The organism is Modestobacter italicus (assembly GCF_000306785.1).
Classification (GTDB): Bacteria; Actinomycetota; Actinomycetes; order Mycobacteriales; family Geodermatophilaceae; genus Modestobacter; species Modestobacter italicus.
Map to the genome: position 1 here is coordinate 3,605,768 of NC_017955.1, position 23,137 is coordinate 3,628,904.

Consider the following 23,137-nt stretch of genomic DNA (forward strand, 5'->3'; position numbering starts at 1 on the left):
GGCGGTGAGGGCGCCGGTTCGGCTCAGACGGCGGCGGGGGCCTCGGCCTCCGCCACGCTGTTCGGCCGGCGGTCGGACACCTGCAGGTCCAGGTCGCCGTCGGCGACGTCGACCGTCACCTGCTGGCCGGGCGAGAGCTCACCACCGAGCACCAGCCGGGACAGCCGGTTGTCGACCTCGCGCTGGATCGCCCGGCGCAGCGGCCGCGCACCGAACTGCGGCTCGTGCCCGCGCTCGGCCAGCCAGGCCACCGCCGCCGGGGTGACCTCGACGGCGATGTCCTGGGCGGACAGCCGGCGCCGGGTCTCGTCCAGCAGCAGGTCGGTGATCCGCGCCAGCTGCTCGGCCTCGAGCTGCCGGAAGACCACGATCTCGTCGATCCGGTTGAGGAACTCCGGCCGGAACGCGTCCCGCAGCCGCCGCATCACCTGGTCGCGCAGGTCGTCGCCGCTGTTGCCGTTGGCGGTGAACCCCAGCGGGCCGCGGCCGGCGTTGACGATCGCCTCCGACCCCAGGTTGCTGGTCATGATCACCACGGTGTTGCTGAAGTCGACCGTGCGGCCCTGGGAGTCGGTGAGCCGGCCGGCGTCCAGCAGCTGCAGCAGCGTGTTGAACACGTCCGGGTGGGCCTTCTCGATCTCGTCGAGCAACACCACCGAGTAGGGACGGCGACGCACCGCCTCGGTCAGCTGACCGGCGTCCTCGTACCCGACGTAGCCGGGGGGCGAGCCGACCAGCCGGCTGACCGTGTGCCGCTCCTGGAACTCGCTCATGTCCAGCCGGACCATCCGGTCGGAGTCGCCGAACAGCGCCTCCGCCAGCGCCCGGGCCAGCTCGGTCTTGCCGACGCCGGTCGGGCCGAGGAACAGGAAGCTGCCGATCGGCCGGTCCGGGTCACCGAGCCCGGCGCGCGAGCGGCGGATCGCCTCGGCGACCACCTCGACCGCCTCGTCCTGGCCGACGACCCGCTCGTGCAGGACGTCCTCCAGCCGCAGCAGCCGGTCGCGCTCCTCCTGGGTCAGCTGCGCCACCGGGATGCCGGTGGCCCGGGAGACCACCTCGGCGATCTCGGGCACGCCCACCTCGGGGATGCCGCCCTCGCCGCCGGACCGGGCCTGCTCGAGGTCGGCCTGGGCGGTGCCGATCTGGTCCCGCAGCGTGGAGGCGCGCTCGTAGTGCTCGGCCGCGACCGCCTGGTCCTTCTCCCGCTGCAGCTCCAGCACCCGCTGCTCCAGCTCGCGCAGGTCGGTGGTCGGCCGCTTGACCCGCAGCCGGGTGCGGGCGCCGGCCTGGTCGATCAGGTCGATCGCCTTGTCCGGCAGGTGCCGGTCGGTGACGTACCGCTCGGAGAGCTCCGCCGCGGCCACCAGGGCCTCGTCGGTGAACCGCACCTGGTGGTGCGCCTCGTACCGGTCGCGGAGCCCGCGGAGGATCTCGATGGTGTCCAGCGTGCTGGGCTCGGGGACCAGGACCGGCTGGAAGCGGCGCTCGAGGGCGGCGTCCTTCTCGATGTTGCGCCGGTACTCCTCCAGCGTCGTGGCGCCGATGATGTGCAGCTCACCGCGGGCCAGCGCCGGCTTGAGCATGTTGCCCGCACCGGCCGACCCCTCGGAGCCACCCGCGGCGACGACGGTGTGCAGCTCGTCGATGAAGACGATCACCTCGTCGCTGTGCTCGCGGATCTCGTCCATCACCTTCTTGAGCCGCTCCTCGAAGTCACCGCGGTAGCGGGTGCCCGCGACCAGGCCGGTCAGGTCCAGCTCGACCAGCCGGCGGCCGCGCAGCGACTCGGGGACGTCGCCGTCGACGATCTGCAGGGCGATGCCCTCGACGATCGCGGTCTTGCCGACGCCGGCCTCACCGATGAGCACCGGGTTGTTCTTGTTCCGCCGGGACAGCACCTCGATGGTCTGCTCGATCTCCTGCGCGCGGCCGATGACCGGGTCGATCTTCCCGTCGCGGGCCATCGCGGTGAGGTCGCGGCCGTACTCGTCGAGGGTCGGGGTGCTCGACGGCGGCTGCTCGTTCCCGCCGCCGCCCGCCCCGGCCGGGACCGGACCACCGGCGGCCGCCCGCTGCAGCCCCTCGGGGGTCACCCGTGCGCCGCCGAGGAGCCGGCCGGCACCGGAGTCGGGGTTGAGCGCGAGCGCGAAGAGCAGGTGCTCGGGCCCGATGTAGGTCGAGCCGCTGGCCCGGGACACCTGGTGGGCGTCGAGCAGCGCCCGCTTGGCCGCGGGGGTCAGCGCCGGGGCCTGCCCGGTCGGCTCACCCCGGGTCAGCTGGCCGGCGAGGTCGGCCTGCAGCCGGTCGGGGTCCGCCCCGCTGCGGGACAGCAGCGTGCGGGTGGGCTCGTGACCGGCCATGGCCCAGAGCAGGTGCTCGGTGTCCAGGTCCGGGCTCCCCCACTCGGCGGCCTGCCGCGCTGCGGCGGACACCACCTCGCGGGAGTGCGAGCTGAGCAGCTGGGTGATGTCCACCCGCTGCATGCCCCGGCGTGCGCCGGGACCGCCCAGGAAGGCCTGGAAGAAGTCGTCGAAGGGACCGCCGCCGAACGGCGCGCCCGGGAAACCATTGGTCATCTGGAGATGGCCGCCTCTCGTGTCGTGGGGGCGGTGCTCACCTACCCACGGCCGACGCTGCGCACCGCAGGGCCTGTGCTCGGCTCCTGCTGGTCCCCGCGCGTCGGGGGTGGGGCGCCGGGCGGCTGATCGGGCCGGGCGGCGAGGGGCACCGGGGTAAGTAGCATCGGTGACGTGTCGGTTCTTCCCGCGTCGTTCCGCTCTCGGATGAACCCGTCCGTCGTCTCCCGGCTCGCGCTGGCCAACGTCGTGGCCAACGGCGTCATCGTGGTGACCGGCGGCGCCGTCCGGCTCACCGGCTCCGGTCTGGGCTGCCCCACCTGGCCCGAGTGCACCGACGGCAGCATCCGGCCGACCCCCGAGCTGGCCGGTCACGGGCTGATCGAGTTCGGCAACCGGTTGCTGACCTTCGCCCTCGTGGTCGTCGCGGTCGCCACCGTCGTCGCGGTGTTCGCCTCGGCGCGCCGGGACCTGCGCCGGCTGGCGGTGCTGAGCCTGCTCGGCATCCCCGCGCAGGCGCTGCTCGGCGGGGTCACCGTGCTCACCGGGCTCAACCCCTGGACGGTCGCCGCGCACTTCCTGCTGTCCATGGTGCTGGTGGCCATCGCGACCGTGCTGTGGCTGCGCTCCCGCGAACCGGGCGTCGGCCAGCTGGTGGTCCGCCGTCCGTTCGCGCTGCTCGCCACGGGGATCGCCGCCGCGGTGGCCGCCGTCCTCGTGGTCGGCACCGTGGTCACCGGCAGCGGTCCGCACAGCGGCGACCCGGAGGCCGGGCGCACCGGCTTCGACCCGGAGCTGGTCAGCCAGCTGCACGCCGACGTCGTCTTCCTGCTCATCGGGCTGACCGTCGCGCTGCTGGTGGCGCTGGCCGCCACCGACTCCCCCGGCCGGGTCCGCCGCGCGGCCCGCGACCTGCTCGTCGTCGAGCTGCTGCAGGGCGTGATCGGCTACGTGCAGTACTTCACGCACCTGCCCGCGCTGCTGGTGCTGCTGCACATGGCCGGCGCGGTGCTGATCACCGTCTACACGGCCCGGCTGCTCTGGTCGGTCCGCGGCCCCGCCTCCGAGCTGCCCGTCGGCAGTGACACTGCCGTCCTCCGGACGGCACCGCTGCCAGGAGCCGTTCCCGGGGCGCGATGAGCCGCTGAGGTCCCTCCTCGGAGAGCCTCCGGCCCCCCTCGTCGGGACGCGCTCCCGCAGCCGTGGAACGGGCCACCCGCAGTCCCGTCAGACGAGGACGTCGGCGACCAGGGCGATCGACAGCAGGGTCATGTAGGTGATCGACACCGAGAACAGCCGCATCGGCCGGTCGGGCACGCCCGCCTTGATCCGGTTGAGCCAGGCGTGCGACTCCGCGACGTACCAGGCGCCCAGGCCGAGGGTGGCGATCCCGGTGGTCCAGCCCAGCTGGGGGGTCACCGGGACCATCAGCAGCGAGACGACCAGGGTGCCCCAGGCCCAGGCCACGGACTGCCGCCCGACGCTGACCGGACCGGCCACCACCGAGAGCATCGGGACACCGGCCCGGAAGTAGTCGTAGCGGAACCGGCTGGCCAGCGCCCAGAAGTGCGGCATCTGCCAGCAGAAGACGATGCCGAAGAAGACCAGCGCCGGCCAGTCCAGCGACCCGGTGACCGCGGCCCAGCCGATGAGCACCGGGGCGGCGCCGGGCAGCCCGCCGAAGACGGTGTTGTGGTGGGTCCGGCGCTTGAGCACCATCGTGTAGAGCACCGAGTAGGCCAGCACCGCGGCGGCCGCGAGCGCGGTGGCCAGCGGCGTGGTGAACAGCCCGAGCAGGACCAGCGAGACCCACGCCAGCAGCACGCCGAAGACCAGTGCGTTGCGGGGCCGGATCACCCCGCTGGGGATCGGCCTGTCCCGGGTGCGGGACATCAGCCGGTCGATGTCCCGGTCGTACCAGCAGTTGATCGTGTTGGCGGCACCGGCGGCGAGCATCCCGCCGACCAGGGTGGCCAGCACCAGCCCCGTGCCCGGCCAGCCCCCGGCGGCCAGCATCATCGCCGGCAGCGTGGTGACCAGCAGCAGCTCGACGAGCTTCGGCTTCGTCAGCGAGACGTAGGCGGCCACCGTGGCACGGCCCGAACGGGTCCGGACGCGGTCGACGCGAGGGCCGGCGATGGCCGTCACCGCGTGCCCGGGAGCGCGGCGTCGCGCGGGCAGCAGGGCACCACGAGGTCCTTCTCCGCCGGGGATGGGGTTGCCCCGCCACTCTAGCCCGGCCCCTCTCCGGGAATGGGCGGGCACCACTAGGGTTTGATCACGTTGACTCTGCCTGAGAAGCGGGTAGGGCCGACGTCGAGGACGACGTCGCGCCCACGCTTCCGACCCTCGACCGCACCGACCGGGGCGGCCGTGGTGTGCACCGTCGTCCGCCCGGGGAGGCCCCCCGTGCCCCCGGGCGGGTCCGACTCCGACCGATCCCCGAGGGAGCACCGAGCGCCACATGACCAGCGACAGCACCAGCAACACCGAGAGCACCGGGGCCGAGGCCCCGGCCGAGGCCGCCAGCGACACCCCCACCGGGTCGCCGCGCCAGCCCGACCCCACGCTGCCCGACGGCTTCACCGAGCTCGACCGGCGCGCCATCGACACCGCCCGCGTGCTGGCGATGGACGCGGTGCAGAAGGTCGGCAACGGCCACCCCGGCACCGCGATGAGCATGGCGCCCACCGCCTACCTGCTGTTCCAGAAGTGGCTGAAGCACGACCCGAGCGACCCGCAGTGGACCGGCCGCGACCGGTTCGTCCTGTCCATGGGCCACTCCAGCCTCACGCTGTACGTCCAGCTCTACCTGTCCGGCTACGGCCTGGAGCTGTCCGACCTGCAGGCGCTGCGCACCTGGGGCTCGCTGACGCCCGGCCACCCCGAGGTCAACCACACCCCCGGCGTCGAGACCACCACCGGCCCGCTGGGCCAGGGCGTCGGCAACGCCGTCGGCATGGCCATGGCCGCCCGCCGCGAGCGCGGCCTGTTCGACCCGGAGTCCGCCGAGGGCGAGAGCCTCTTCGACCACACCATCTGGGCGTTCGCCTCCGACGGCGACCTGGAGGAGGGCGTCAGCGGCGAGGCCTCCTCGATCGCCGGCACCCAGCGCCTGGGCAACCTCGTCCTGGTCTACGACGACAACAAGATCTCGATCGAGGACAACACCGAGATCGCCTTCACCGAGGACGTCGGCAAGCGCTACGAGGCCTACGGCTGGCACGTCCAGCACGTGGACGACGGTGAGGACCTCGCCGCCCTCGACGCCGCCTTCGCCGCGGCCAAGGCCGAGACCAACCGCCCGTCGATCATCGTGCTGCGCACGGTCATCGGCTGGCCGGCGCCGAACAAGCAGAACACCGGGGCCGCGCACGGCTCGGCGCTGGGCGACGACGAGGTCAAGGCGACCAAGGAGATCCTCGGCTTCGACCCGGAGCAGACCTTCGAGGTCGCCCCCGAGGTCATCGAGCACACCCGCAAGGTCGTCGAGCGCGGCCAGCAGGCGCACGCCGAGTGGTCGAAGGGCTTCGCAGCCTGGGAGCAGGCCAACCCCGAGGGCGCGGCGCTGCTGGCCCGGATGAAGACCCGCACGCTGCCCGAGGGCTGGGCGGAGAAGCTGCCGAGCTGGGACGCCGACCCCAAGGGCGTCGCCACCCGCAAGGCCTCCGGTGAGGTGCTCGCCGCGATCTACCCGGAGCTGCCCGAGCTGTGGGGCGGGTCGGCCGACCTGGCGGAGAGCAACAACACCGCGGTCAAGGGCGAGCCGTCGTTCCTGCCCGCCGACCGGCAGACGAAGATGTGGAGCGGTGGCCCCTACGGCCGCACCCTGCACTTCGGCGTCCGGGAGCACGCCATGGGCGCGATCATGAACGGCATCGCGCTGCACGGCGGCACCCGCGTCTACGGCGGCACGTTCCTCACCTTCTCCGACTACATGCGCGGCGCCGTGCGGCTCGCGGCGCTCATGCAGCTGCCGGTGACCTACGTGTGGACCCACGACTCGATCGGCCTGGGCGAGGACGGCCCGACGCACCAGCCGATCGAGCACTACGCCGCGCTGCGCGCCATCCCGGGGCTGGACTTCGTCCGCCCCGCCGACGCCAACGAGACGGCCGTCGCCTGGCGCGCGATCCTGGAGAACAACGACCGGCCGGCCGGCCTGGCGCTCTCCCGGCAGAACCTGCCCACCTTCGACCGGTCGGTCATGAACTCGGCCGAGGGCACGGCCAAGGGCGGTTACGTGCTGGCCGAGGCGTCCACCGGCACCCCTGAGGTGATCCTCATGGGCACCGGCTCCGAGGTGCAGATCGCCGTCGCCGCCCGCGAGGTGCTGGAGGCCGACGGCGTCCCGACCCGCGTCGTGTCGCTGCCGTGCTGGGAGTGGTTCGCCGAGCAGGACGAGGCCTACCGCCTCGAGGTGCTGCCCTCCTCGGTCCGCGCCCGGGTCAGCGTCGAGGCCGGGGTGCCGATGGGCTGGCGCGACTTCGTCGGCGACGCCGGCCGGATCGTCGGCCTGAACCACTACGGCGCGAGCGCCAGCTACTCCAAGCTCTACGAGGAGTTCGGGCTCACCGCCGAGGCCGTCGTCGCCGCGGCCCGGGACAGCCTGAAGGCCGCCGAGGGCCCCGACGTCCCGCCGACCGGCGCGAGCGTCTCGGTCGGTGGCCTGGACTCCCCCACCGGCGACAAGTGACCGACTCCCCCAACCGATCCGACAGGAGGGCATGAGATGGCCCAGAACGAGAACCTGGCACAGCTGTCCAAGGCGGGGGTCGCCGTCTGGCTCGACGACCTCTCCCGTGACCGCATCCGCAGCGGGAACCTGCAGCAGCTGGTCGACGAGCACAGCGTCGTCGGCGTCACCACCAACCCGAGCATCTTCGCCGCGGCGATCAGCGGGTCGAAGTCCTACGACGACCAGCTGCACGCCCTCGCGGTGCGCAAGGTGAGCGTCGAGGAGGCGCTGCGCACCATCACCGCCGCCGACGTCCGCGACGCCTGCGACCTGCTCGCACCGGTCGCCGCGGCCACCGGCCGGGACGGCCGCGTGTCGCTCGAGGTCGCCCCGGGCCTGGCGCACGACGAGGACGCCACCGCCGCGGAGGCCGCCCACCTGTGGTGGCTGGTCGACCGGCCGAACCTGTTCATCAAGATCCCGGCGACCCTGGCGAGCCTCCCGGCGATCACCACCTCGATCGCCAAGGGGATCAGCGTCAACGTCACGCTGATCTTCAGCATCGAGCGGTACAAGGCGGTCATGGACGCCTACATCTCCGGCCTGGAGCAGCGGCTGGCCGAGGACCCGGAGGCCTCCTTCGACGGCATCGAGTCGGTCGCCTCGTTCTTCGTGTCCCGCGTGGACACCGAGATCGACAAGCGGCTGGACGCCTCCGGTGCCGACGCCTCGCTCAAGGGCAAGGCCGGCGTGGCCAACGCCCAGCTGGCCTACCAGGCCTACGAGGAGGTCTTCTCCTCCGACCGCTGGAAGGCCCTGGAGGCCAAGGGCGCGAGCAAGCAGCGCCCGCTGTGGGCCTCGACCGGCGTGAAGAACCCGGAGTACTCGGACACGCTCTACCTCTCCGAGCTCATCGCCCCGGACACGGTCAACACCATGCCGGAGAAGACGATGCAGGCCTACGCCGACCACGGCCAGGCCGGCACCTCGGTGCAGTCCTCCTACGCCGACGCCGAGAAGGTCATGGCGGACGTCGCCGCGGCCGGGGTCGACCTGGACGACGTCTTCCGCGTGCTCGAGGAGGAGGCCGTGCAGAAGTTCGTCGACGCCTGGGACGAGCTGACCGGCTCGGTCCAGGAGCAGCTGCAGGACAAGGCCTGACGGCCTAGCACGACCCACCCCACCACCCGCTCCACCCACCCGCCGTCCGGTCCGGAGCAGCACCGGACGGCGGGTGGTCCTGCGAGAACCCGAGGACGGAAGAGATGCCCACCAACCCGCTGCGGGATCCGCGGGACCGACGGCTGCCCCGCGTACCGGAGCCCTGCGCCCTGGTCGTGTTCGGCATCACCGGGGACCTGGCCCGCAAGAAGCTGCTGCCGGCGGTCTACGACCTGGCCAACCGCGGCCTGCTGCCGACCAACTTCGCGCTGCTGGGCTTCGCCCGCCGCGACTGGGGCGACGTGGAGTTCTCCGAGCTCGCCCGCTCCGCCGCCCGCGAGCACGCCCGCACCCCGTGGCGCGAGGAGGTCTGGGAGCGGTTGGCCAACAGCGTGCGCTTCGTCCAGGGCTCCTTCGACGACGACAACGCCTTCGACGAGCTGGCCAGCAACCTGGCCGAGCTGGAGGGCACCCACGGCATCGGCGGCAACGCGGCGTTCTACCTGTCCATCCCGCCGGCCATGTTCCCCACGGTGCTCAAGCAGATGGCGCGCACCGGGATGGCCGAGAGCACCCCGGACCGGTGGCGGCGGGTGGTCGTGGAGAAGCCCTTCGGCAACGACCTGCAGTCCAGCCGCGAGCTGAACGCCCTGGTCGACTCGGTGTTCACCGCCGACGACGTGTTCCGCATCGACCACTACCTGGGCAAGGAGACGGTCCAGAACCTGCTGGCCCTCCGCTTCGCCAACGAGCTGTTCGAGCCGGTCTGGAACGGCCACCACGTCGACTCCGTGCAGATCACCATGGCCGAGGACGTCGGCATCGGCGGCCGGGCCGGGTTCTACGAGAAGACCGGCGCCGCCCGGGACGTGCTGCAGAACCACCTGCTGCAGCTGCTGGCGCTCACCGCCATGGAGGAGCCGGTCGAGTTCTCCGCCGAGGAGATCCGCACCGAGAAGCTCAAGGTGCTGCGCGCGGTGTCCGTGCCCGAGGACAAGGCCCGCTTCGCCGTCCGCGGCCAGTACGAGCAGGGCTGGCTGGCCGGTCAGCGGGCCACCGGCTACCGGCAAGAGGAGGGCGTCAGCCCGGACTCCACCACCGAGACCTACGCCGCCGTCCGGCTCGGCGTGGAGACCCGCCGCTGGGCCGGCGTCCCGTTCTACCTGCGCACCGGCAAGCGGCTGCCCCGCCGGGTCACCGAGATCGCGCTGGTCTTCAAGCGCGCCCCGCACCTGCCCTTCGCGCCGACGGACACCGAGGAGCTGGGCCACAACCAGCTGGTGATCCGGGTGCAGCCCGACGAGGGCATGACGCTGAAGTTCGGCTCCAAGGTCCCGGGCAGCGTGATGGAGGTCCGGGACGTCGCGATGGACTTCCTCTACGGCGAGCAGTTCACCGAGGCCAGCCCCGAGGCCTACGAGCGGCTGCTGCTCGACGTGCTGCTCGGCGACGCGACCCTCTTCCCGCGCAACGCCGAGGTGGAGGCCTCCTGGGCGGTCATCGACCCGCTGGAGGACTTCTGGGCCGGCACGACGCCGTACTCCTACCGGGCCGGCGAGTGGGGCCCGCGCGCGGCCGAGGACATGCTCGCCGCCGAGGGGCGCCAGTGGCGCCGGCCGTGACCGCCCACCCGTCTCCCCGCACCCCCTGGAGCACCTCATGACGACGTTGTGGGACACCACCGGATCCGCGGTGGTCAAGGAACTGGCCAACCAGCGGCGCACCGGCGGCGCGGTCATGAGCGGCGTCGCGCTGACCCTGGTGGTCGTCGCCGACGAGAGCCGGGTCAACGAGGCCGAGCAGGCCGCCACGGCTGCGGCCGAGCTGCACCCGTGCCGGCTGCTCGTCGTCGTGCGCCGGCAGATCGAGGCACCGGTGCCGCGGCTGGACGCCGAGGTGCAGATCGGCGGCCGGCTGGGCCCCGGCGAGGCCGTGGTGATGCGGATGTACGGCCGGCTCGGGCTGCACGCCGAGTCCGTGGTGCTGCCGCTGCTCGCTGCGGACGCACCCGTCGTCACCTGGTGGCACACGCCCCCGCCGGAGCGGGTGTCCACCGACGCGCTCGGCGTCATCGCCGACCGGCGGATCAGCGACTGCTCCATGTCCGAGGACCCCATCTCGGCGCTGCGGGTCCGGGCCCGGGACTACGCGCCGGGTGACACCGACCTGACCTGGACCCGCAGCACCCCGTGGCGGGCCACCCTGGCCTCGACGCTGGACTCGGTCTCCGGCCGTCGCGGCGAGCCCGTCGAGGTGCTCGGCGGCGAGGTCACCGGCGACCCGGAGAACGCCACCGCCCGGCTGGTCGCCGGCTGGCTGACCTCCCGGTGCGGGTGCCCGATCGAGGTCGTGCCCGGACCGCGCGTCCCGGGGTCGTCCGGCATCGACTCGATCACCCTGCGGCTGGACCAGGACGAGGAGGTGCGCCTGCAGGACGACCGCAAGGGCGGCGCGGTCATCCAGCAGCCGTTCCGGCCCGAGTCCGTGGTCGCGCTGCCGGAGCGCTCGCTGGGTGAGCTGCTCGGCGAGGAGCTGCGCCGGCTCGACCAGGACGAGCCGTTCAGCGAGGCGCTGGAGGTCGTCACCGGCGAGACCGGGCTGGCCGAGCGGCCGCCGATCCGCGAGCACACCTGGTTCGACCCGATGAAGCCGCAGCAGTCCGCGGCCGACGCCGAGGCCGAGCTGACCTCGGACGCGACCTCCGACGGCGGCACCGCCGCCACCGCGGCGCCGACCGTGCCGCCGACCTCGGCGGACACCGACGACGTCGCGCTGAACGGCGAGCACGACTCCCCCGCCGACGACTCTGAGGAGCAGCACGCGGTGCAGGCCGCGGAGGGCGGTGCCCGATGAGCCAGTTCTCCCCCGGCGAGCGGATCGAGGAGGCGCTCAGCGAGGAGGGCCTGCCGACGCCGGACGTGGTCGTCGAGCCGGACGCCGACCGGCTGGCCCGGGCGGTCTCCTCCGCGCTGGTGGCCCGGCTGGCCGCCGCCCAGGCCGTGCACGGGACGGCGTCGGTGGTGCTCACCGGAGGTGGCATCGGCACCGCCGTGCTGCAGCGGGTCGCCGACCTGGCCGCCGAGCCCGAGCACGCCGTCGTCGACTGGCAGCAGGTCGACGTGTGGTGGGGCGACGAACGGTTCGTCCCGGCCGACTCCGACGACCGCAACGAGCTCGGCGCCCGGGCGGCCTTCCTCGGCCGGGTCGGGCTGGACCCGGAGCGCATCCACCCGATGCCCTCCTCCGACGCCGGCTTCGACGAGCCCGAGGAGGCGGCCGCCTGGTACGCCGAGCAGCTCGCCGCGGTGGCCGGCGACGACCGGGCCGTGCCCCGCATCGACGTGCTGATGCTCGGGATGGGGCCGGAGGGCCACGTCGCGTCGATCTTCCCGGACTCCCCGGCCGTCTCCGACGAGCGGCCGGTCGTCGCGGTGCGGGACTGCCCGAAGCCGCCCCCGACCCGGATCAGCCTGGGCTTCTCCGCGATCACCTCCGCCGAGGAGGTCTGGCTGCTGGTCAGCGGCGAGGGCAAGGCCGAGGCCGTCGCCCGCGCGCTCGGCGGTGCCACCCGCTCCGACCTGCCGGCCGCCGGTGCCCGGGGACGCCGGGCCACCCGCTGGCTCCTCGACGCGGCAGCTGCGAGCCGACTCCCGCGGGACTGACCGACGACGGCCCCCTCCCCGGACCGGGGAGGGGGCCGTCGGTCAGGCGCCTCGGCGGGCGCGGAGGCGGCTGAGCGCCTCCTCGAGGAGGGCGTCGCCGTCCTCGTCGCTGCGCCGCTCGCGCACGTAGGCGAGGTGCGTCTTGTACGGCTCCGTGCGCGGGGCCGGTGGCGGGTTCTGCTGGTCGGTCCCGGCCGGGAGTCCGCAGCGCGGGCAGTCCCAGGTCTCCGGGACCTCGATGTCGGCCGCGAAGGCGATCCGCGACTCGTGTCCGTTGGCGCACCAGAACCCGATCCGGTTCCGTGGCGCCGTCTCGCCGCGCTCCGCTTCTCCCATCGGTCCCGCACCGACCCGGCTCCCCCGGATCGCGTTCCCACCAGCCACGAGCGGCCCCCTGATCGTCGCCACCACCGCGGTCCCAGTTGATCACCGCTCGGGCAGTCTAGGGCCTCTCAGGCCCGTCTCAGGTCACGATGCGGACACCGTCAGTACCGGCACGCGATCGTCCGGCAGAAACCCGGCATGGCACTGAGTGCCTGGTCAGCGCGGTGAGGTGCTGGAACGGCCCCCTCTCAGGGGCCCGCCCTGAGCTTGCGAAGGGTGGGGGGAGAGGGGGTCCTTCGTCAGACCTTGAGCAGGATGCCCAGACCGACGATGCAGACCGCCCAGACCAGGCCGGCGAAGACGGTCAGCCGGTTGAGGTTCTTCTCCACCACCGAGCTGCCGGACAGCTGCGAGGAGACCGCGCCACCGAACATCGACGACAGACCGCCGCCCTTGCCGCGGTGCAGCAGGATGAGCACGATCAGCAGCACGCTGGTGAGGACCAGCAGCACGTTGAGGACCAGCTCGATCATCGTCAGTCTCCTGTCCTCATGCCCACGGGGTGTGGACTCGCACCCGGTGGGCCGGGGGCACGACGGCCCAGCCTAGCCGACGGGGCATCAGCGGACCCCGGCGGTCACGACGTCGTAGCCGCCGTAGGGCTGCATGACCACCCCGTTGCGGAGCTGCTGGCCGGCCAGCAGCTGGACCCGGTTCTCCGCCAGCGGGACGTAGACCCCGGTCGCGCCCACCGCCGTCACCACCTGGCGCCAGGCGTCCGCCGCGGCCGCGGGATCGGTCGCCGCCCGGGCGGCGTCCACCAGGCCGTTGACCCCGGGGTCGGCGAGCTGGGCGTAGTTGGTGTTGCCGACGTCGCGGACGGAGCGGCCGTCGACCAGCGGGGTCAGGAAGGACGCGGCGGTCGGGAAGTCCGCGGTCCAGGTGGCCAGCACGATCCCGTAGCCCTGGGCGACCACGTTGGTCGGCTTCCCGACGTCGGAGGCGTAGTAGCTGGTGGGGTCCAGCGGCCGCACCTCGGCCTGGATGCCGACCTCGGCCAGGTCGTCGGCGATCGCGTTGGCCAGCTTGACCGTGTTCGGGGCGTCCGGGACGGCGAGGACGGTGCTGAAGCCGTCGGGCTTGCCGCACGCCGTGAGGGACGCCCGGGCCGCCGCCAGGTCCTGGCCGGGGTCCGGGTCCTCGGGGCCGCCGGCCAGCGCCCGCGGCCACAGCAGCGAGGAGCGGACGGCGTTGCCCGGCCCACCGAGCGCCTCCTGGACCGCCCCCCGGTCGACGGCGGCGGCGACCGCGGCCCGGCAGTCGGCGTTGTCCATCGGGGCGACGGTGGTCGGCAGGGCGAGCAGCCGCAGCGACCCGGTCGTCACGTCGTCGACCCGGCCGGCCAGCGCGTCGTCCATCCGGCTGGTGGTGGCCACCTGCACACCGGTACCGGAGAGGTCCGCGTCGGCGGACCCGGCCAGCAGCGCCTGGTCCCGGGTGACCCCAGACAACCCGCTGCGCACGACGACCTGGTCGGGCAGCGCGGTCCGGACCTCGTCGGTGGCCGGGTCCCACTGCGGGTTGCGGTCCAGCACGAGGCCGGTCACCTGGTCGACGGAGGTGATCAGGTAGGGGCCGGAGCTGACCGGCTTGAACCGGTACCCGTCGCCGGTGTCGTTCTCCGCCGGGACCGGGCTGCTGGAGGGCAGCGCCATCACGAACGGGAAGTCCGGTGCCGGCGTGCTGAGCGTGAAGGAGATGGTCCGGTCGTCCGGGGTGGCGATCGAGGCCAGCCCCAGCTTGCCGGGCGACTCGTCCTGGTACGGCCCGGCGTAGGGGTCCTGCGGGTCATCGAGCAGGTCGAGCACGTAGGTCGGCCCGCCGATGATGACGTCGGAGGCGAACGAGCGCTCGATGCCGTACTTGACGTCGCGCGAGGTGATCGCCCGGCCGGTCTCGAAGCGGACGCCGTCCTTGAGGGTGAACGTCCAGGTCCGGCCGCCGTCGGGCGTCGTCCCGGTGTCCGTCGCCAGGTCGGGGACCAGCTCGTCGGTCCGCCCGGGCTCCGAGGAGTAGGTGACCAGGGTGCGGGTGTAGAGCCGCATCAGGTTCCACACGCCCGGGCTGTACGACCGCTGCGGGTCGAGGCTGTCGATGTCCCCCGCGACCAGGCGCAGCGTGCCGCCGGTCGCGTCGGACGGCGCCCGGACGCCGTCGACCCCGCTGTCGGGCTCCCCGGCCTGGGTCGGGACCCCGGCCGCGCCGCTGTTGCCGCTCCCGCAGCCGGCGAGCAGCGCGACGAGGGCCACCACGACGACGACCCACCGCCCCCGCCGGAGGACGTGGCGGGGTCGGTGGGTCGTGTCAGTGGTGAACAGGGTGCTGCTCCGCCCGGTCAGTGCCGGCGGCGGTCAGCTCCCACCGGCAGCGGTACGACAGATCTGTGCGAACTCGTCGGCGTCCAGGCTGGCACCGCCGACGAGCGCTCCGTCGACGTCCGGCCCGGCGAGGATGCCGGCGGTGTTGCCGGCCTTCACCGACCCGCCGTAGAGGATACGGATCGCCGCCCCCGTCTCCGGGCCGTAGCGCTCGGCGAGCCGCGCCCGGAGTGCCCCGCAGACCTCCTGCGCATCGTCGGGGGTGGCCACCTCGCCGGTGCCGATCGCCCACACCGGCTCGTAGGCCACCACGAGGTCGGCCACCTGCTCGGCGGTCAGCCCGGCCAGCGCGAGGTCGAGCTGGTCGGTGCAGTGCGCCACGTGGCTGCCGGCCCGGCGGACGTCGAGCCCCTCCCCCACGCACAGCAGCGGCACCAGGCCGTGCCGCAGCGCGGCCTGCACCTTGGCCGCGACCACCGCGTCGTCCTCGCCGTGCAGCGTGCGCCGCTCGGAATGGCCGACCAGCACGTACCGGCAGGCCAGCGCGGCGAGCATCGCCCCGCTCACCTCGCCGGTGTAGGCGCCGGAGTCGTGGGCGGAGAGGTCCTGGGCGCCGTAGCCGATCTCCAGCTTGTCGCCGGCGACCAGCGTCTGCACGCTGCGCAGCGCCGTGAACGGCGGGACGACGACCACCTCGGCCGCGTCCAGCTGGGCCTCGGTCAGCGAGAACGCCAGCTTCTGCACCAGGCCGATGGCCTCCAGGTGCGTGAGGTGCATCTTCCAGTTGCCGGCGATGAGCGGGCGGCGTCCCTCGCGGGGCGGCTTGGGCCTGGTGCGTGCCATCAGCCGGCCAGCACCGCGAGGCCCGGGAGCTCGCGCCCCTCGAGGTACTCCAGCGACGCGCCGCCACCGGTGCTGATGTGGCCGTACGCCGCCTCGTCCAGTCCCAGCTGCCGGACGCTGGCCGCCGAGTCGCCGCCGCCGACGACCGACAGCCCGTCGACGCCGGCCACGGCCTGCGCCACGCCACGGGTGCCGGCCTGGAACGGCGCCAGCTCGAACACGCCCATCGGCCCGTTCCAGAACACCGTGTGCGCACCGGCCAGCGCCTCGGCGAACAGCTCGACGCTGCGCGGGCCGATGTCCAGGCTCATCTCGTCGGCCGGGATCTCCCCGGCCGGGAGCACCCGGGTCGGCGCGTCGGCGCTGAACTCGGGGGTGACCACGACGTCGACCGGCAGCACGATCCGGTCACCGGCCTCCTCGAGCAGCCGGCGGCAGGTGTCGACCTGGTCGGCCTCGAGCAGCGAGGTGCCCACCTCCAGGCCGCGGGCGGCCAGGAAGGTGTAGGTCATCCCGCCCCCGATGAGCAGCCGGTCGACCTTGGGCAGCAGCGCCTCGATCACGCCCAGCTTGTCGCTGACCTTGGAGCCGCCGAGGACGACGACGTAGGGCCGCACCGGCGTGCTGGTGAGCTGGGCGAGCACGTCCAGCTCACGCGCCACCAGCCGGCCGGCCGCGTGCGGCAGCCGGGTGGCGACGTCGTAGACCGAGGCGTGCTTGCGGTGCACCGCACCGAAGGCGTCGTCGACGTAGAGCTCGGCCAGCCCGGCGAGCCGGTCGGCGAGCTCGCCGCGCACCGCGTCGTCCTTGCTGGTCTCGGCCGCCTCGAAGCGGACGTTCTCCAGCAGCAGGACCTGGCCGTCGGTCAGCGCCTCGGCCTTCGCCCGGGCGTCCGGACCGGCGACGTCGGCGGCCAGCGGCACGTCGGTGCCGAGCAGCTCACCGAGCCGGGCGGCGACCGGCGCCAGCGAGTACTGCGGGTCCGGCTCGCCCTTCGGCCGCCCGAGGTGGGCGGCGACGACGACCCGGGCCCCGGCGTCCCGCAGCGCGGCGATCGTCGGCAGGCTGGCCCGGATCCGGCCGTCGTCGGTGATCTCGTTCGTGACCTTGTCCAGCGGGACGTTCAGGTCGGCGCGCAGCAGCACGCGCCGACCCGTCACCCCGTCGGCGAGGAGCTGGTCGACCGATCTCACGAGAGCTTCGAGCCCACCAGGACGACGGAGTCGACCAGCCGGTTGGAGTAGCCCCACTCGTTGTCGTACCAGCCGACGACCTTGACCTGGTTGCCGAAGACCTTGGTCAGGCCCGAGTCGAAGATGCACGAGGCCGGGTCGGTGACGATGTCGGAGGAGACGATCGGCGCGTCGGTGTAGGTCAGGTAGGGGGCCAGCGGGCCGGCAGCGGCGGTCCGGTAGGCCTCGTTGACCTCCTCGACGGTGACGTCGCGGCCGACGGTGACGGTGAGGTCGGTGGCCGAGCCGGTCGGGACCGGCACGCGCAGCGCGTAGCCGTCGAGCTTGCCCTTGAGCTCGGGCAGCACCAGGCCGATGGCCTTGGCCGCACCGGTGGAGGTCGGGACGATGTTCAGCGCGGCGGCGCGGGCGCGGCGCAGGTCCTTGTGCGGGCCGTCCTGCAGGTTCTGGTCGGCGGTGTAGGCGTGGATCGTGGTCATCAGACCGCGCTCGATGCCGAAGGCGTCGTTGAGCACCTTGGCCAGCGGGGCCAGGCAGTTGGTGGTGCAGGACGCGTTGCTGATGATCGTCTGCGAGCCGTCGTACTGCTCGTGGTTGACGCCCATGACGATCGTCAGGTCGTCACCGGTGGCCGGCGCGGAGATGATGACCTTCTTGGCGCCACCGGCGTCGACGTGCTTGCGGGCGTCGTCGGCCTTGGTGAAGAAGCCGGTCGACTCGACGACGACGTCGACACCCAGGTCGCCCCAGGGCAGGTTGGCCGGGTCGCGCTCGGCCAGCACCTTGACCGTCGCCCCGCCGACCTTGATGCCGTCACCGACGACCGAGACGTCCTCGGGCAGCTTGCCCAGGATGCTGTCGTACTTGAGCAGGTGCGCGAGCGTCTCGGGGGTGGTGAGGTCGTTGACCGCCACGATCTCGATGTCCGCACCGCTGGCGGCGGCCGCCCTGTAGAAGTTGCGGCCGATCCGACCGAACCCGTTGATCCCGACCCGTACCGTCACTGCGGACCTCCCAGACCGTGTTGCCCAGCCGGACCGGTCGGCCCAGCGGCACCGTGGGCCGCGCGTGCGCGCGGCCACATTCCGCGGACAGCCTATCGGCCCGCGGGCCCGCCCCGGACCGCGCACCCGGGGCGCCCGGAGCGGCCCGGGAGACGTCCGCGACGTCTCCCCCGGCCTGCGGAGGAGACGTCGCGGACGTCTCGGGGTTCGCTCAGGTGAGCATGTCGTCGGTGACGACGGACTCCGTGTCCGGGATGCCGAGGTCCTTGGCGCGCTTGTCGGCCATCGCCAGGAGGCGCCGTATGCGCCCGGCAACGGCGTCCTTGGTCATCGGCGGGTCGGCGCGCTGGCCGAGCTCCTCCAGCGACGCCTGGCCGAACTCCAGCCGCAGCCGGCCGGCCACCAGCAGGTGCTCGGGGGCCTCGTCGGCGAGGATCTCCAGCGCCCGCTCGACCCGGGCGCTGGCCGCGACGGCGGCGCGGGCGGACCGGCGCAGGTTGGCGTCGTCGAAGTTGGCCAGCCGGTTGGCCGTCGCCCGGACCTCGCGGCGCATCCGCCGCTCCTCCCAGGCGAGCACCGCGTCGTGGGCGCCCATCCGGGTGAGCAGCGCGCTGATCGCGTCGCCGTCCCGGACGACGACCCGGTCGGTGCCGCGGACCTCCCGGGCCTTGGCCGCGATCCCGAGGCGGCGGGCGGCGCCGACGAGCGCCATCGCCGCCTCCGGCCCGGGGCAGGTGACCTCGAGCGACGACGAGCGCCCCGGCTCGGTGAGCGACCCGTGCGCCAGGAACGCGCCGCGCCAGGCGGCCTCGGCGTCGCCGATGCCGCCGGAGACCACCGACGGCGGCAGCCCGCGCACCGGCCGGCCGCGCTGGTCGACCAGCCCGGTCTGCCGGGCCAGACCCTCGCCGTGCTTGGCGATCCGCACGAGGTAGCGCACCCCGCGGCGGATGTTGCCACCGGCGAGGACGCTCACCCCGCTGGTGTAGCCGTACACCTCGCTGATGTCGCGCCGCAGCCGTCTGGCCACCGAGCCGGTGTCGAGCTCGGCCTCGATGACCACGCGGCCGCCCACGATGTGCAGGCCCCCGGAGAAGCGCAGGAGCGCGGTCACCTCGGCCTTGCGCTCGGAGGTCTTGGTGCACTCCACGCGGGAGAGCTCGTCCTTCACCATCGCTGTCATGGCCATGCGTGCTGTTCCTTTCCCCCTGTGTGCCGACAGGTGCCCCGGTCGTCCCGGAGACCTGCCCGGGTCCGTCCGGTCACCGCGCACCGACCACGGAGGCCAGTGCGGCGGCGAGCCGCGAAGGATCGTGTCGTGGTGCCCCGTCGGGTGCAGCGACCGGCGCGAGCACCAGTTCTGCACCACAACCCTGCACAGCAGACAGCAGACCACGCCGGTCAACAACCGCAGCCGCATCGGCGATGACGGTGTGCAGCGACACGCCCTCGCAGTGCGCCAGCAGGACCCGCAGGTGCTCCTCGGGTGAGAAGCCGTCGGTCTCCCCCGCCTGCGGCTCCAGGTTGAGCACGACGACCACCCGGGCGCCGGACTCGGCGAGCGCCCGGCGCAGCCGCGGCACCAGCAGGTGCGGCAGCACGGAGGTGTACCAGGACCCGGGACCCAGGCTGATCACGTCCGCCGCGGCGATCGCCTGCAGCACCGAGGCGGGCACCGGCGGGTCGGCCGGCGAGACGCGGATCTCCCGGACCCGCCCCGGGGTGGAGGCGATCGCGACCTGGCCGCGGATCCGCCGGGTGTCCTGCGGGTCATCGGGGTCGGTGCTGTCCACCGTCGCCACCAGGTCCAGCGGCACCTCGGCCATCGGCAGCACCCGGCCCTGGGCGCCCAGCAGGTGCTCCAGCACGCCCAGGGCCCGCACGCTGTCGCCGCCGTGCATCTCGGTGAGGCCGGTGAGCATCAGGTTGCCGACCGGGTGGCCGGCGAGGACGCCGCTGCCGCCGAAGCGGTGCTGCAGCAGCCGGGCCATCTCCTGGGTGCGCGGCTCCTCGCCGGCCAGCGCGGCCAGCGCCATCCGCAGGTCACCGGGGGGCAGCACCGGCATCTCCCGCCGGATCCGGCCCGACGAGCCGCCGTCGTCGGCGACGGTGACCACCGCGGTCAGCTCGCCGGCCAGCCGGCGCCAGGCGGTCAGCGCCGCGGCGAGGCCGTGGCCACCGCCGAGCGCGACCACGCGCAACCGCTCGCGCCCGGCCGTCCGGCGCTCGCCCCCGGTGGGCGCCGGCACCGGCGGCGGTGCGGCCATCCGCACCGGGCCGGCGTCGGGCGCGGGCTGCACTACTCCCGCCCCAGGTCGCGGTGCCGGGCGTTGGCGGCGACGCCCTCGGCGGTCAGCCGCCGGGCGAACTCCTCGGCGATCGCGACGCTGCGGTGCTTGCCGCCGGTGCAGCCGACGGCGAGGGTCAGGTAGCGCTTGCCCTCCCGCCGGTAGCCGGGCAGCAGCAGCCCCAGCACCTTCATGTACTCGTCGAGGAACTCACCCGCGTGGTCCTGGCCGAGCACGTAGTCCCGGACCTCGGCGTCCCGGCCGGTCATCGGCCGCAGCTCGGGCACCCAGTGCGGGTTGGGCAGGAACCGGGCGTCGACCACCAGGTCGGCGTCCAGCGGCAGGCCGTACTTGAAGCCGAAGCTGAGCACGGTGGCGACCACCTGGGGCGGCGCGTCGTGGTCGACGAACGCCGACTCGAGGGTGGCCCGCAGCTGGTGCACGTTGAGGTCGCTGGTGTCGACCCAGAGGTCGGCCTCGCCGGCGATCCCGGTGAGCAGCTCCCGCTCGGCCTCGATGCCGTCGGCCAGCCGGCCGCTGCCCTGCAGCGGGTGCTCCCGCCGGTTGGACTCGTAGCGCCGGATCAGCACCTCGTTGCGGGCGTGCACGTAGACCACGCGGGGCCGGTGGCCGGCCTCGGCGAGCAGCCGGATGGACTCCTGCAGGTCGCTGGAGAACGCCCGGCTGCGGACGTCGACGACGGCGGCGAACCGGTGGACGTCGCCGCGGGCGCCCAGCTCGACCATCGGCTGCAGCAGGGCCGGCGGCAGGTTGTCGACGACGAAGAAGCCGAGGTCCTCCAGCACCCGCCCGGCGGTGTTCTTGCCCGCCCCGGACAACCCGGTGACGACCACGACGTCCAGCGGGGCCGGGTCAGTGCCGTGCGCCTCCGCGGCGGGGAGGTCGCCCGGCGCCGCGGGCTCCCCGTCGGCGCGCTCCTCGACGGTCATCGCCCGCCCACCTCCGCCTGGTGGACCCGGCCGACCTCGGCGGTGTCGCCGGCGGCCGCGCCGTGCACCGGGCGGACGGGGGCGGCCGACCCCACCGGGGCCTCCTCGAGCTCGACCGCGTCCTCGGCCACCCGGTCGGGGTCGGCTCCGGCCGCGACGGGCTCGGCGACAGCCGCGAGCACCGCCTCCGCGGTGCGCCGACCGATGCCGGGTACCGCGGTGAGCTCCTCGACCGTGGCCGCACGCAGCCGCTTGAGGGATCCGAACTGCTTCATCAGCGCCTTTCGCCGGGTGTCGCCGAGCCCCGGGACGTCGTCCAGGAGCGACACGAGCATCGTGCTGGATCGCTTCTGCCGGTGGTAGGTGATCGCGAACCGGTGTGCCTCGTCGCGGACCCGCTGCAGCAGGTAGAGCGCCTCGGAGGTGCGCGGCAGGATGACCGGGTCGGGGTCGTCGGGCAGCCACACCTCCTCCATCCGCTTGGCCAGCCCGCAGACCGCGACGTCGATGACGCCCAGCTCGGCCAGCGACCGGCTGGCGGCGGCGACCTGGGGCTGGCCACCGTCGACGACGAGCAGGTTGGGCGGGTAGGCGAACCGGCGCGGCCGGCCCTCCTCGGCGGCGACGCCCTGCTCGTCGCGGCGGTCGGCCTCCTCCTTGAGGTGCCGGGCGAAGCGGCGGCGGACGACCTCGGCCATCGCGGCGGTGTCGTCGGTGCCCTGGGCGACGGAGAACCGCCGGTAGTCCGACTTCTTGGCCATGCCGTCCTCGAACACGACCATGCTGGCCACCACGTTGGTGCCCTGGACGTGCGAGATGTCGATGCACTCGATCCGCAGCGGGGCCTCGGGCAGGTCCAGCGCCTCCTGGATCTCCGACAGCGCCATCGAGCGGGCGGTGAGGTCGCTGGCCCGCTTCACCCGGTGCCGGGCGAAGGCCTCCTTGGCGTTGCGCTCGACGGTCTCCATCAGGCTGCGCTTGTCCCCGCGCTGCGGGACCCGCAGCGACACCCGGGAGCCGCGCAGCTCCGACAGCAGCTCGGCGTAGACCTCGGCGTCGTCGGGCAGCTCGGGGACGAGCACCTCGCGCGGGACGGCCTCGCCCACCTCGCCGGTGCCGGTCTCCTCGTCGACCCCGCCGTAGACCTGCAGCAGGAACTGCTCGACGAGCTGGCCGGTGGTGACCTCCTCGACCTTGTCGATGATCCAGCCGCGCTGGCCGCGGACCCGGCCGCCCCGGACGTGGAAGACCTGGACGGCGGCCTCCAGCTCGTCCTGCGCGAAGGCGACGACGTCGGCGTCCGTGCCGTCACCGAGGACGACGGCCTGCTTCTCCAGCGCCCGGCGCAGCGCCCCGAGGTCGTCGCGCAGCCGGGCGGCCTTCTCGTAGTTCATCTCCTCCGCGGCCTCGGCCATCTGGCGCTCGAGCCGGCGGGTCATCTGCTCGGTGCGGCCGCCCATGAAGTCGCAGAAGTCGTCGACGATCTCCCGGTGCTCCTCGGCGCTGACCCGGCCGACGCAGGGCGCCGCGCACTTGCCGATGTAGCCGAGCAGGCACGGCCGGCCGATCTGGCCGGCCCGCTTGAAGACGCCGTTGGAGCAGGTGCGGGCGGGGAAGACCCGGGTGAGGGTGTCCAGCGTCTCCCGGATCGCCCAGGCGTGCGCGTAGGGCCCGAAGTACCGGACGCCCTTGCGCTTGGGCCCGCGCATCACCTGCAGCCGCGGGAACTCCTCGTTCAGCGTGACCGCGAGCGAGGGGTAGCTCTTGTCGTCGCGGTACCGGACGTTGAACCGGGGGTCGAACTCCTTGATCCAGTTGTACTCGAGCTGGAGGGCCTCGACCTCGGTGCCGACCACGGTCCACTCGACGCTGGCCGCGGTGGTGACCATCTGCCGGGTGCGCGGGTGCAGGCCCCAGACGTCGGCGAAGTAGCTGTTCAGCCGCTGCCGGAGGCTCTTGGCCTTGCCGACGTAGATGACCCGGCCGGCGGGGTCGCGGAACTTGTAGACGCCGGGGTCCTCGGGGATGCTGCCGACCGCTGGGCGGTACGTGGACGGATCGGCCATGTACCCAGATT

Annotated in this window: 18 protein-coding genes; 6 read left to right on the forward strand and 12 right to left on the reverse strand. The window is 73.6% G+C overall.

What is annotated here, in order from left to right; all coding sequences use genetic code 11:
* Positions 1–23 precede the first annotated feature (23 nt).
* Complete coding sequence (locus tag MODMU_RS30090; RefSeq protein WP_014741609.1) at positions 24–2,579, reverse strand: ATP-dependent Clp protease ATP-binding subunit; 2,556 nt, start codon at positions 2,577–2,579, stop codon at positions 24–26.
* Between the two features lie 174 nt (positions 2,580–2,753).
* Between MODMU_RS30090 and MODMU_RS17265 the strand changes: the two genes are divergently transcribed.
* Positions 2,754–3,719: a COX15/CtaA family protein gene (locus MODMU_RS17265; protein WP_231851660.1), complete on the forward strand. Its 966-nt coding sequence runs from the start codon at positions 2,754–2,756 to the stop codon at positions 3,717–3,719.
* A gap of 87 nt (positions 3,720–3,806) precedes the next feature.
* On the opposite strand, the gene MODMU_RS17270 is transcribed toward MODMU_RS17265, so the two are convergent.
* Positions 3,807–4,727 (reverse strand): heme o synthase, encoded by a 921-nt coding sequence (locus MODMU_RS17270; RefSeq protein WP_014741611.1) that lies wholly within the window; start codon positions 4,725–4,727, stop codon positions 3,807–3,809.
* A gap of 316 nt (positions 4,728–5,043) precedes the next feature.
* Between MODMU_RS17270 and tkt the strand changes: the two genes are divergently transcribed.
* The 5 genes from tkt (at position 5,044) to pgl (ending at position 12,080) form a co-directional block, all read left to right on the forward strand.
* Positions 5,044–7,275 carry a transketolase gene (gene tkt, locus MODMU_RS17275; protein WP_014741613.1) on the forward strand — a complete coding sequence of 744 codons (2,232 nt, stop codon included), beginning with the start codon at positions 5,044–5,046 and terminating at the stop codon, positions 7,273–7,275.
* 36 nt (positions 7,276–7,311) lie between these two features.
* Positions 7,312–8,418, forward strand: a complete 1,107-nt coding sequence (gene tal, locus MODMU_RS17280) for a transaldolase (protein WP_014741614.1) — start codon at positions 7,312–7,314, stop codon at positions 8,416–8,418.
* A 104-nt stretch (positions 8,419–8,522) separates the two neighbouring features.
* Positions 8,523–10,040: a glucose-6-phosphate dehydrogenase gene (gene zwf, locus MODMU_RS17285; RefSeq protein WP_014741615.1), complete on the forward strand. Its 1,518-nt coding sequence runs from the start codon at positions 8,523–8,525 to the stop codon at positions 10,038–10,040.
* Between the two features lie 37 nt (positions 10,041–10,077).
* Positions 10,078–11,271 carry a glucose-6-phosphate dehydrogenase assembly protein OpcA gene (locus MODMU_RS17290; protein WP_014741616.1) on the forward strand — a complete coding sequence of 398 codons (1,194 nt, stop codon included), beginning with the start codon at positions 10,078–10,080 and terminating at the stop codon, positions 11,269–11,271.
* Positions 11,268–12,080 (forward strand): 6-phosphogluconolactonase, encoded by an 813-nt coding sequence (pgl, locus tag MODMU_RS17295; RefSeq protein WP_014741617.1) that lies wholly within the window; start codon positions 11,268–11,270, stop codon positions 12,078–12,080. Before MODMU_RS17290 ends, pgl begins: the two co-directional genes overlap by 4 nt.
* A gap of 42 nt (positions 12,081–12,122) precedes the next feature.
* Here pgl and MODMU_RS17300 read toward each other — a convergent pair whose 3' ends face one another.
* The 10 genes from MODMU_RS17300 to uvrC form a co-directional block, all read right to left on the reverse strand.
* The gene (locus tag MODMU_RS17300; protein WP_430699158.1) at positions 12,123–12,491 is read right to left on the reverse strand and encodes an RNA polymerase-binding protein RbpA; all 369 of its coding nucleotides are present in this window, start codon (positions 12,489–12,491) and stop codon (positions 12,123–12,125) included.
* A gap of 212 nt (positions 12,492–12,703) precedes the next feature.
* Positions 12,704–12,937, reverse strand: coding sequence for a preprotein translocase subunit SecG (gene secG, locus MODMU_RS17305; protein WP_014741619.1), 234 nt, complete (start codon positions 12,935–12,937; stop codon positions 12,704–12,706).
* Positions 12,938–13,024: 87 nt separating this feature from the next.
* Positions 13,025–14,716, reverse strand: a complete 1,692-nt coding sequence (locus tag MODMU_RS17310) for an ABC transporter substrate-binding protein (protein WP_014741620.1) — start codon at positions 14,714–14,716, stop codon at positions 13,025–13,027.
* Positions 14,717–14,815: 99 nt separating this feature from the next.
* A complete protein-coding gene (gene tpiA / locus MODMU_RS17315) occupies positions 14,816–15,625 on the reverse strand; it encodes a triose-phosphate isomerase (RefSeq protein ID WP_014741621.1) in 810 nt (269 codons plus the stop codon).
* Positions 15,625–16,818, reverse strand: coding sequence for a phosphoglycerate kinase (locus MODMU_RS17320; protein WP_014741622.1), 1,194 nt, complete (start codon positions 16,816–16,818; stop codon positions 15,625–15,627). The genes tpiA and MODMU_RS17320 overlap by 1 nt, the downstream gene beginning before the upstream one ends.
* Positions 16,815–17,822, reverse strand: a complete 1,008-nt coding sequence (gene gap / locus MODMU_RS17325; protein ID WP_014741623.1) for a type I glyceraldehyde-3-phosphate dehydrogenase — start codon at positions 17,820–17,822, stop codon at positions 16,815–16,817. Before gap ends, MODMU_RS17320 begins: the two co-directional genes overlap by 4 nt.
* A gap of 211 nt (positions 17,823–18,033) precedes the next feature.
* Entirely contained in the window at positions 18,034–19,011 is a 978-nt protein-coding gene (gene whiA / locus MODMU_RS17330) for a DNA-binding protein WhiA (protein WP_014741624.1), read from the reverse strand.
* 73 nt (positions 19,012–19,084) lie between these two features.
* A complete protein-coding gene (locus MODMU_RS17335) occupies positions 19,085–20,122 on the reverse strand; it encodes a gluconeogenesis factor YvcK family protein (RefSeq protein ID WP_014741625.1) in 1,038 nt (345 codons plus the stop codon).
* A complete protein-coding gene (rapZ, locus tag MODMU_RS17340; RefSeq protein WP_014741626.1) occupies positions 20,122–21,060 on the reverse strand; it encodes an RNase adapter RapZ in 939 nt (312 codons plus the stop codon). The genes MODMU_RS17335 and rapZ overlap by 1 nt, the downstream gene beginning before the upstream one ends.
* A complete protein-coding gene (gene uvrC, locus MODMU_RS17345; protein ID WP_014741627.1) occupies positions 21,057–23,126 on the reverse strand; it encodes an excinuclease ABC subunit UvrC in 2,070 nt (689 codons plus the stop codon). The genes rapZ and uvrC overlap by 4 nt, the downstream gene beginning before the upstream one ends.
* Between the last annotated feature and the right edge of the window lie 11 nt (positions 23,127–23,137).

Coding starts and splice junctions, on each gene's coding strand:
- MODMU_RS30090 (WP_014741609.1), bottom strand. CDS start 2,579: ATGACCAATGGTTTCCCGGGCGCGCCGTTCGGCGGCGGTCCCTTCGAC.
- tkt (WP_014741613.1), top strand. CDS start 5,044: ATGACCAGCGACAGCACCAGCAACACCGAGAGCACCGGGGCCGAGGCC.
- tal (WP_014741614.1), top strand. CDS start 7,312: ATGGCCCAGAACGAGAACCTGGCACAGCTGTCCAAGGCGGGGGTCGCC.
- zwf (WP_014741615.1), top strand. CDS start 8,523: ATGCCCACCAACCCGCTGCGGGATCCGCGGGACCGACGGCTGCCCCGC.
- MODMU_RS17290 (WP_014741616.1), top strand. CDS start 10,078: ATGACGACGTTGTGGGACACCACCGGATCCGCGGTGGTCAAGGAACTG.
- pgl (WP_014741617.1), top strand. CDS start 11,268: ATGAGCCAGTTCTCCCCCGGCGAGCGGATCGAGGAGGCGCTCAGCGAG.
- secG (WP_014741619.1), bottom strand. CDS start 12,937: ATGATCGAGCTGGTCCTCAACGTGCTGCTGGTCCTCACCAGCGTGCTG.
- tpiA (WP_014741621.1), bottom strand. CDS start 15,625: ATGGCACGCACCAGGCCCAAGCCGCCCCGCGAGGGACGCCGCCCGCTC.
- whiA (WP_014741624.1), bottom strand. CDS start 19,011: ATGGCCATGACAGCGATGGTGAAGGACGAGCTCTCCCGCGTGGAGTGC.
- rapZ (WP_014741626.1), bottom strand. CDS start 21,060: ATGACCGTCGAGGAGCGCGCCGACGGGGAGCCCGCGGCGCCGGGCGAC.
- uvrC (WP_014741627.1), bottom strand. CDS start 23,126: ATGGCCGATCCGTCCACGTACCGCCCAGCGGTCGGCAGCATCCCCGAG.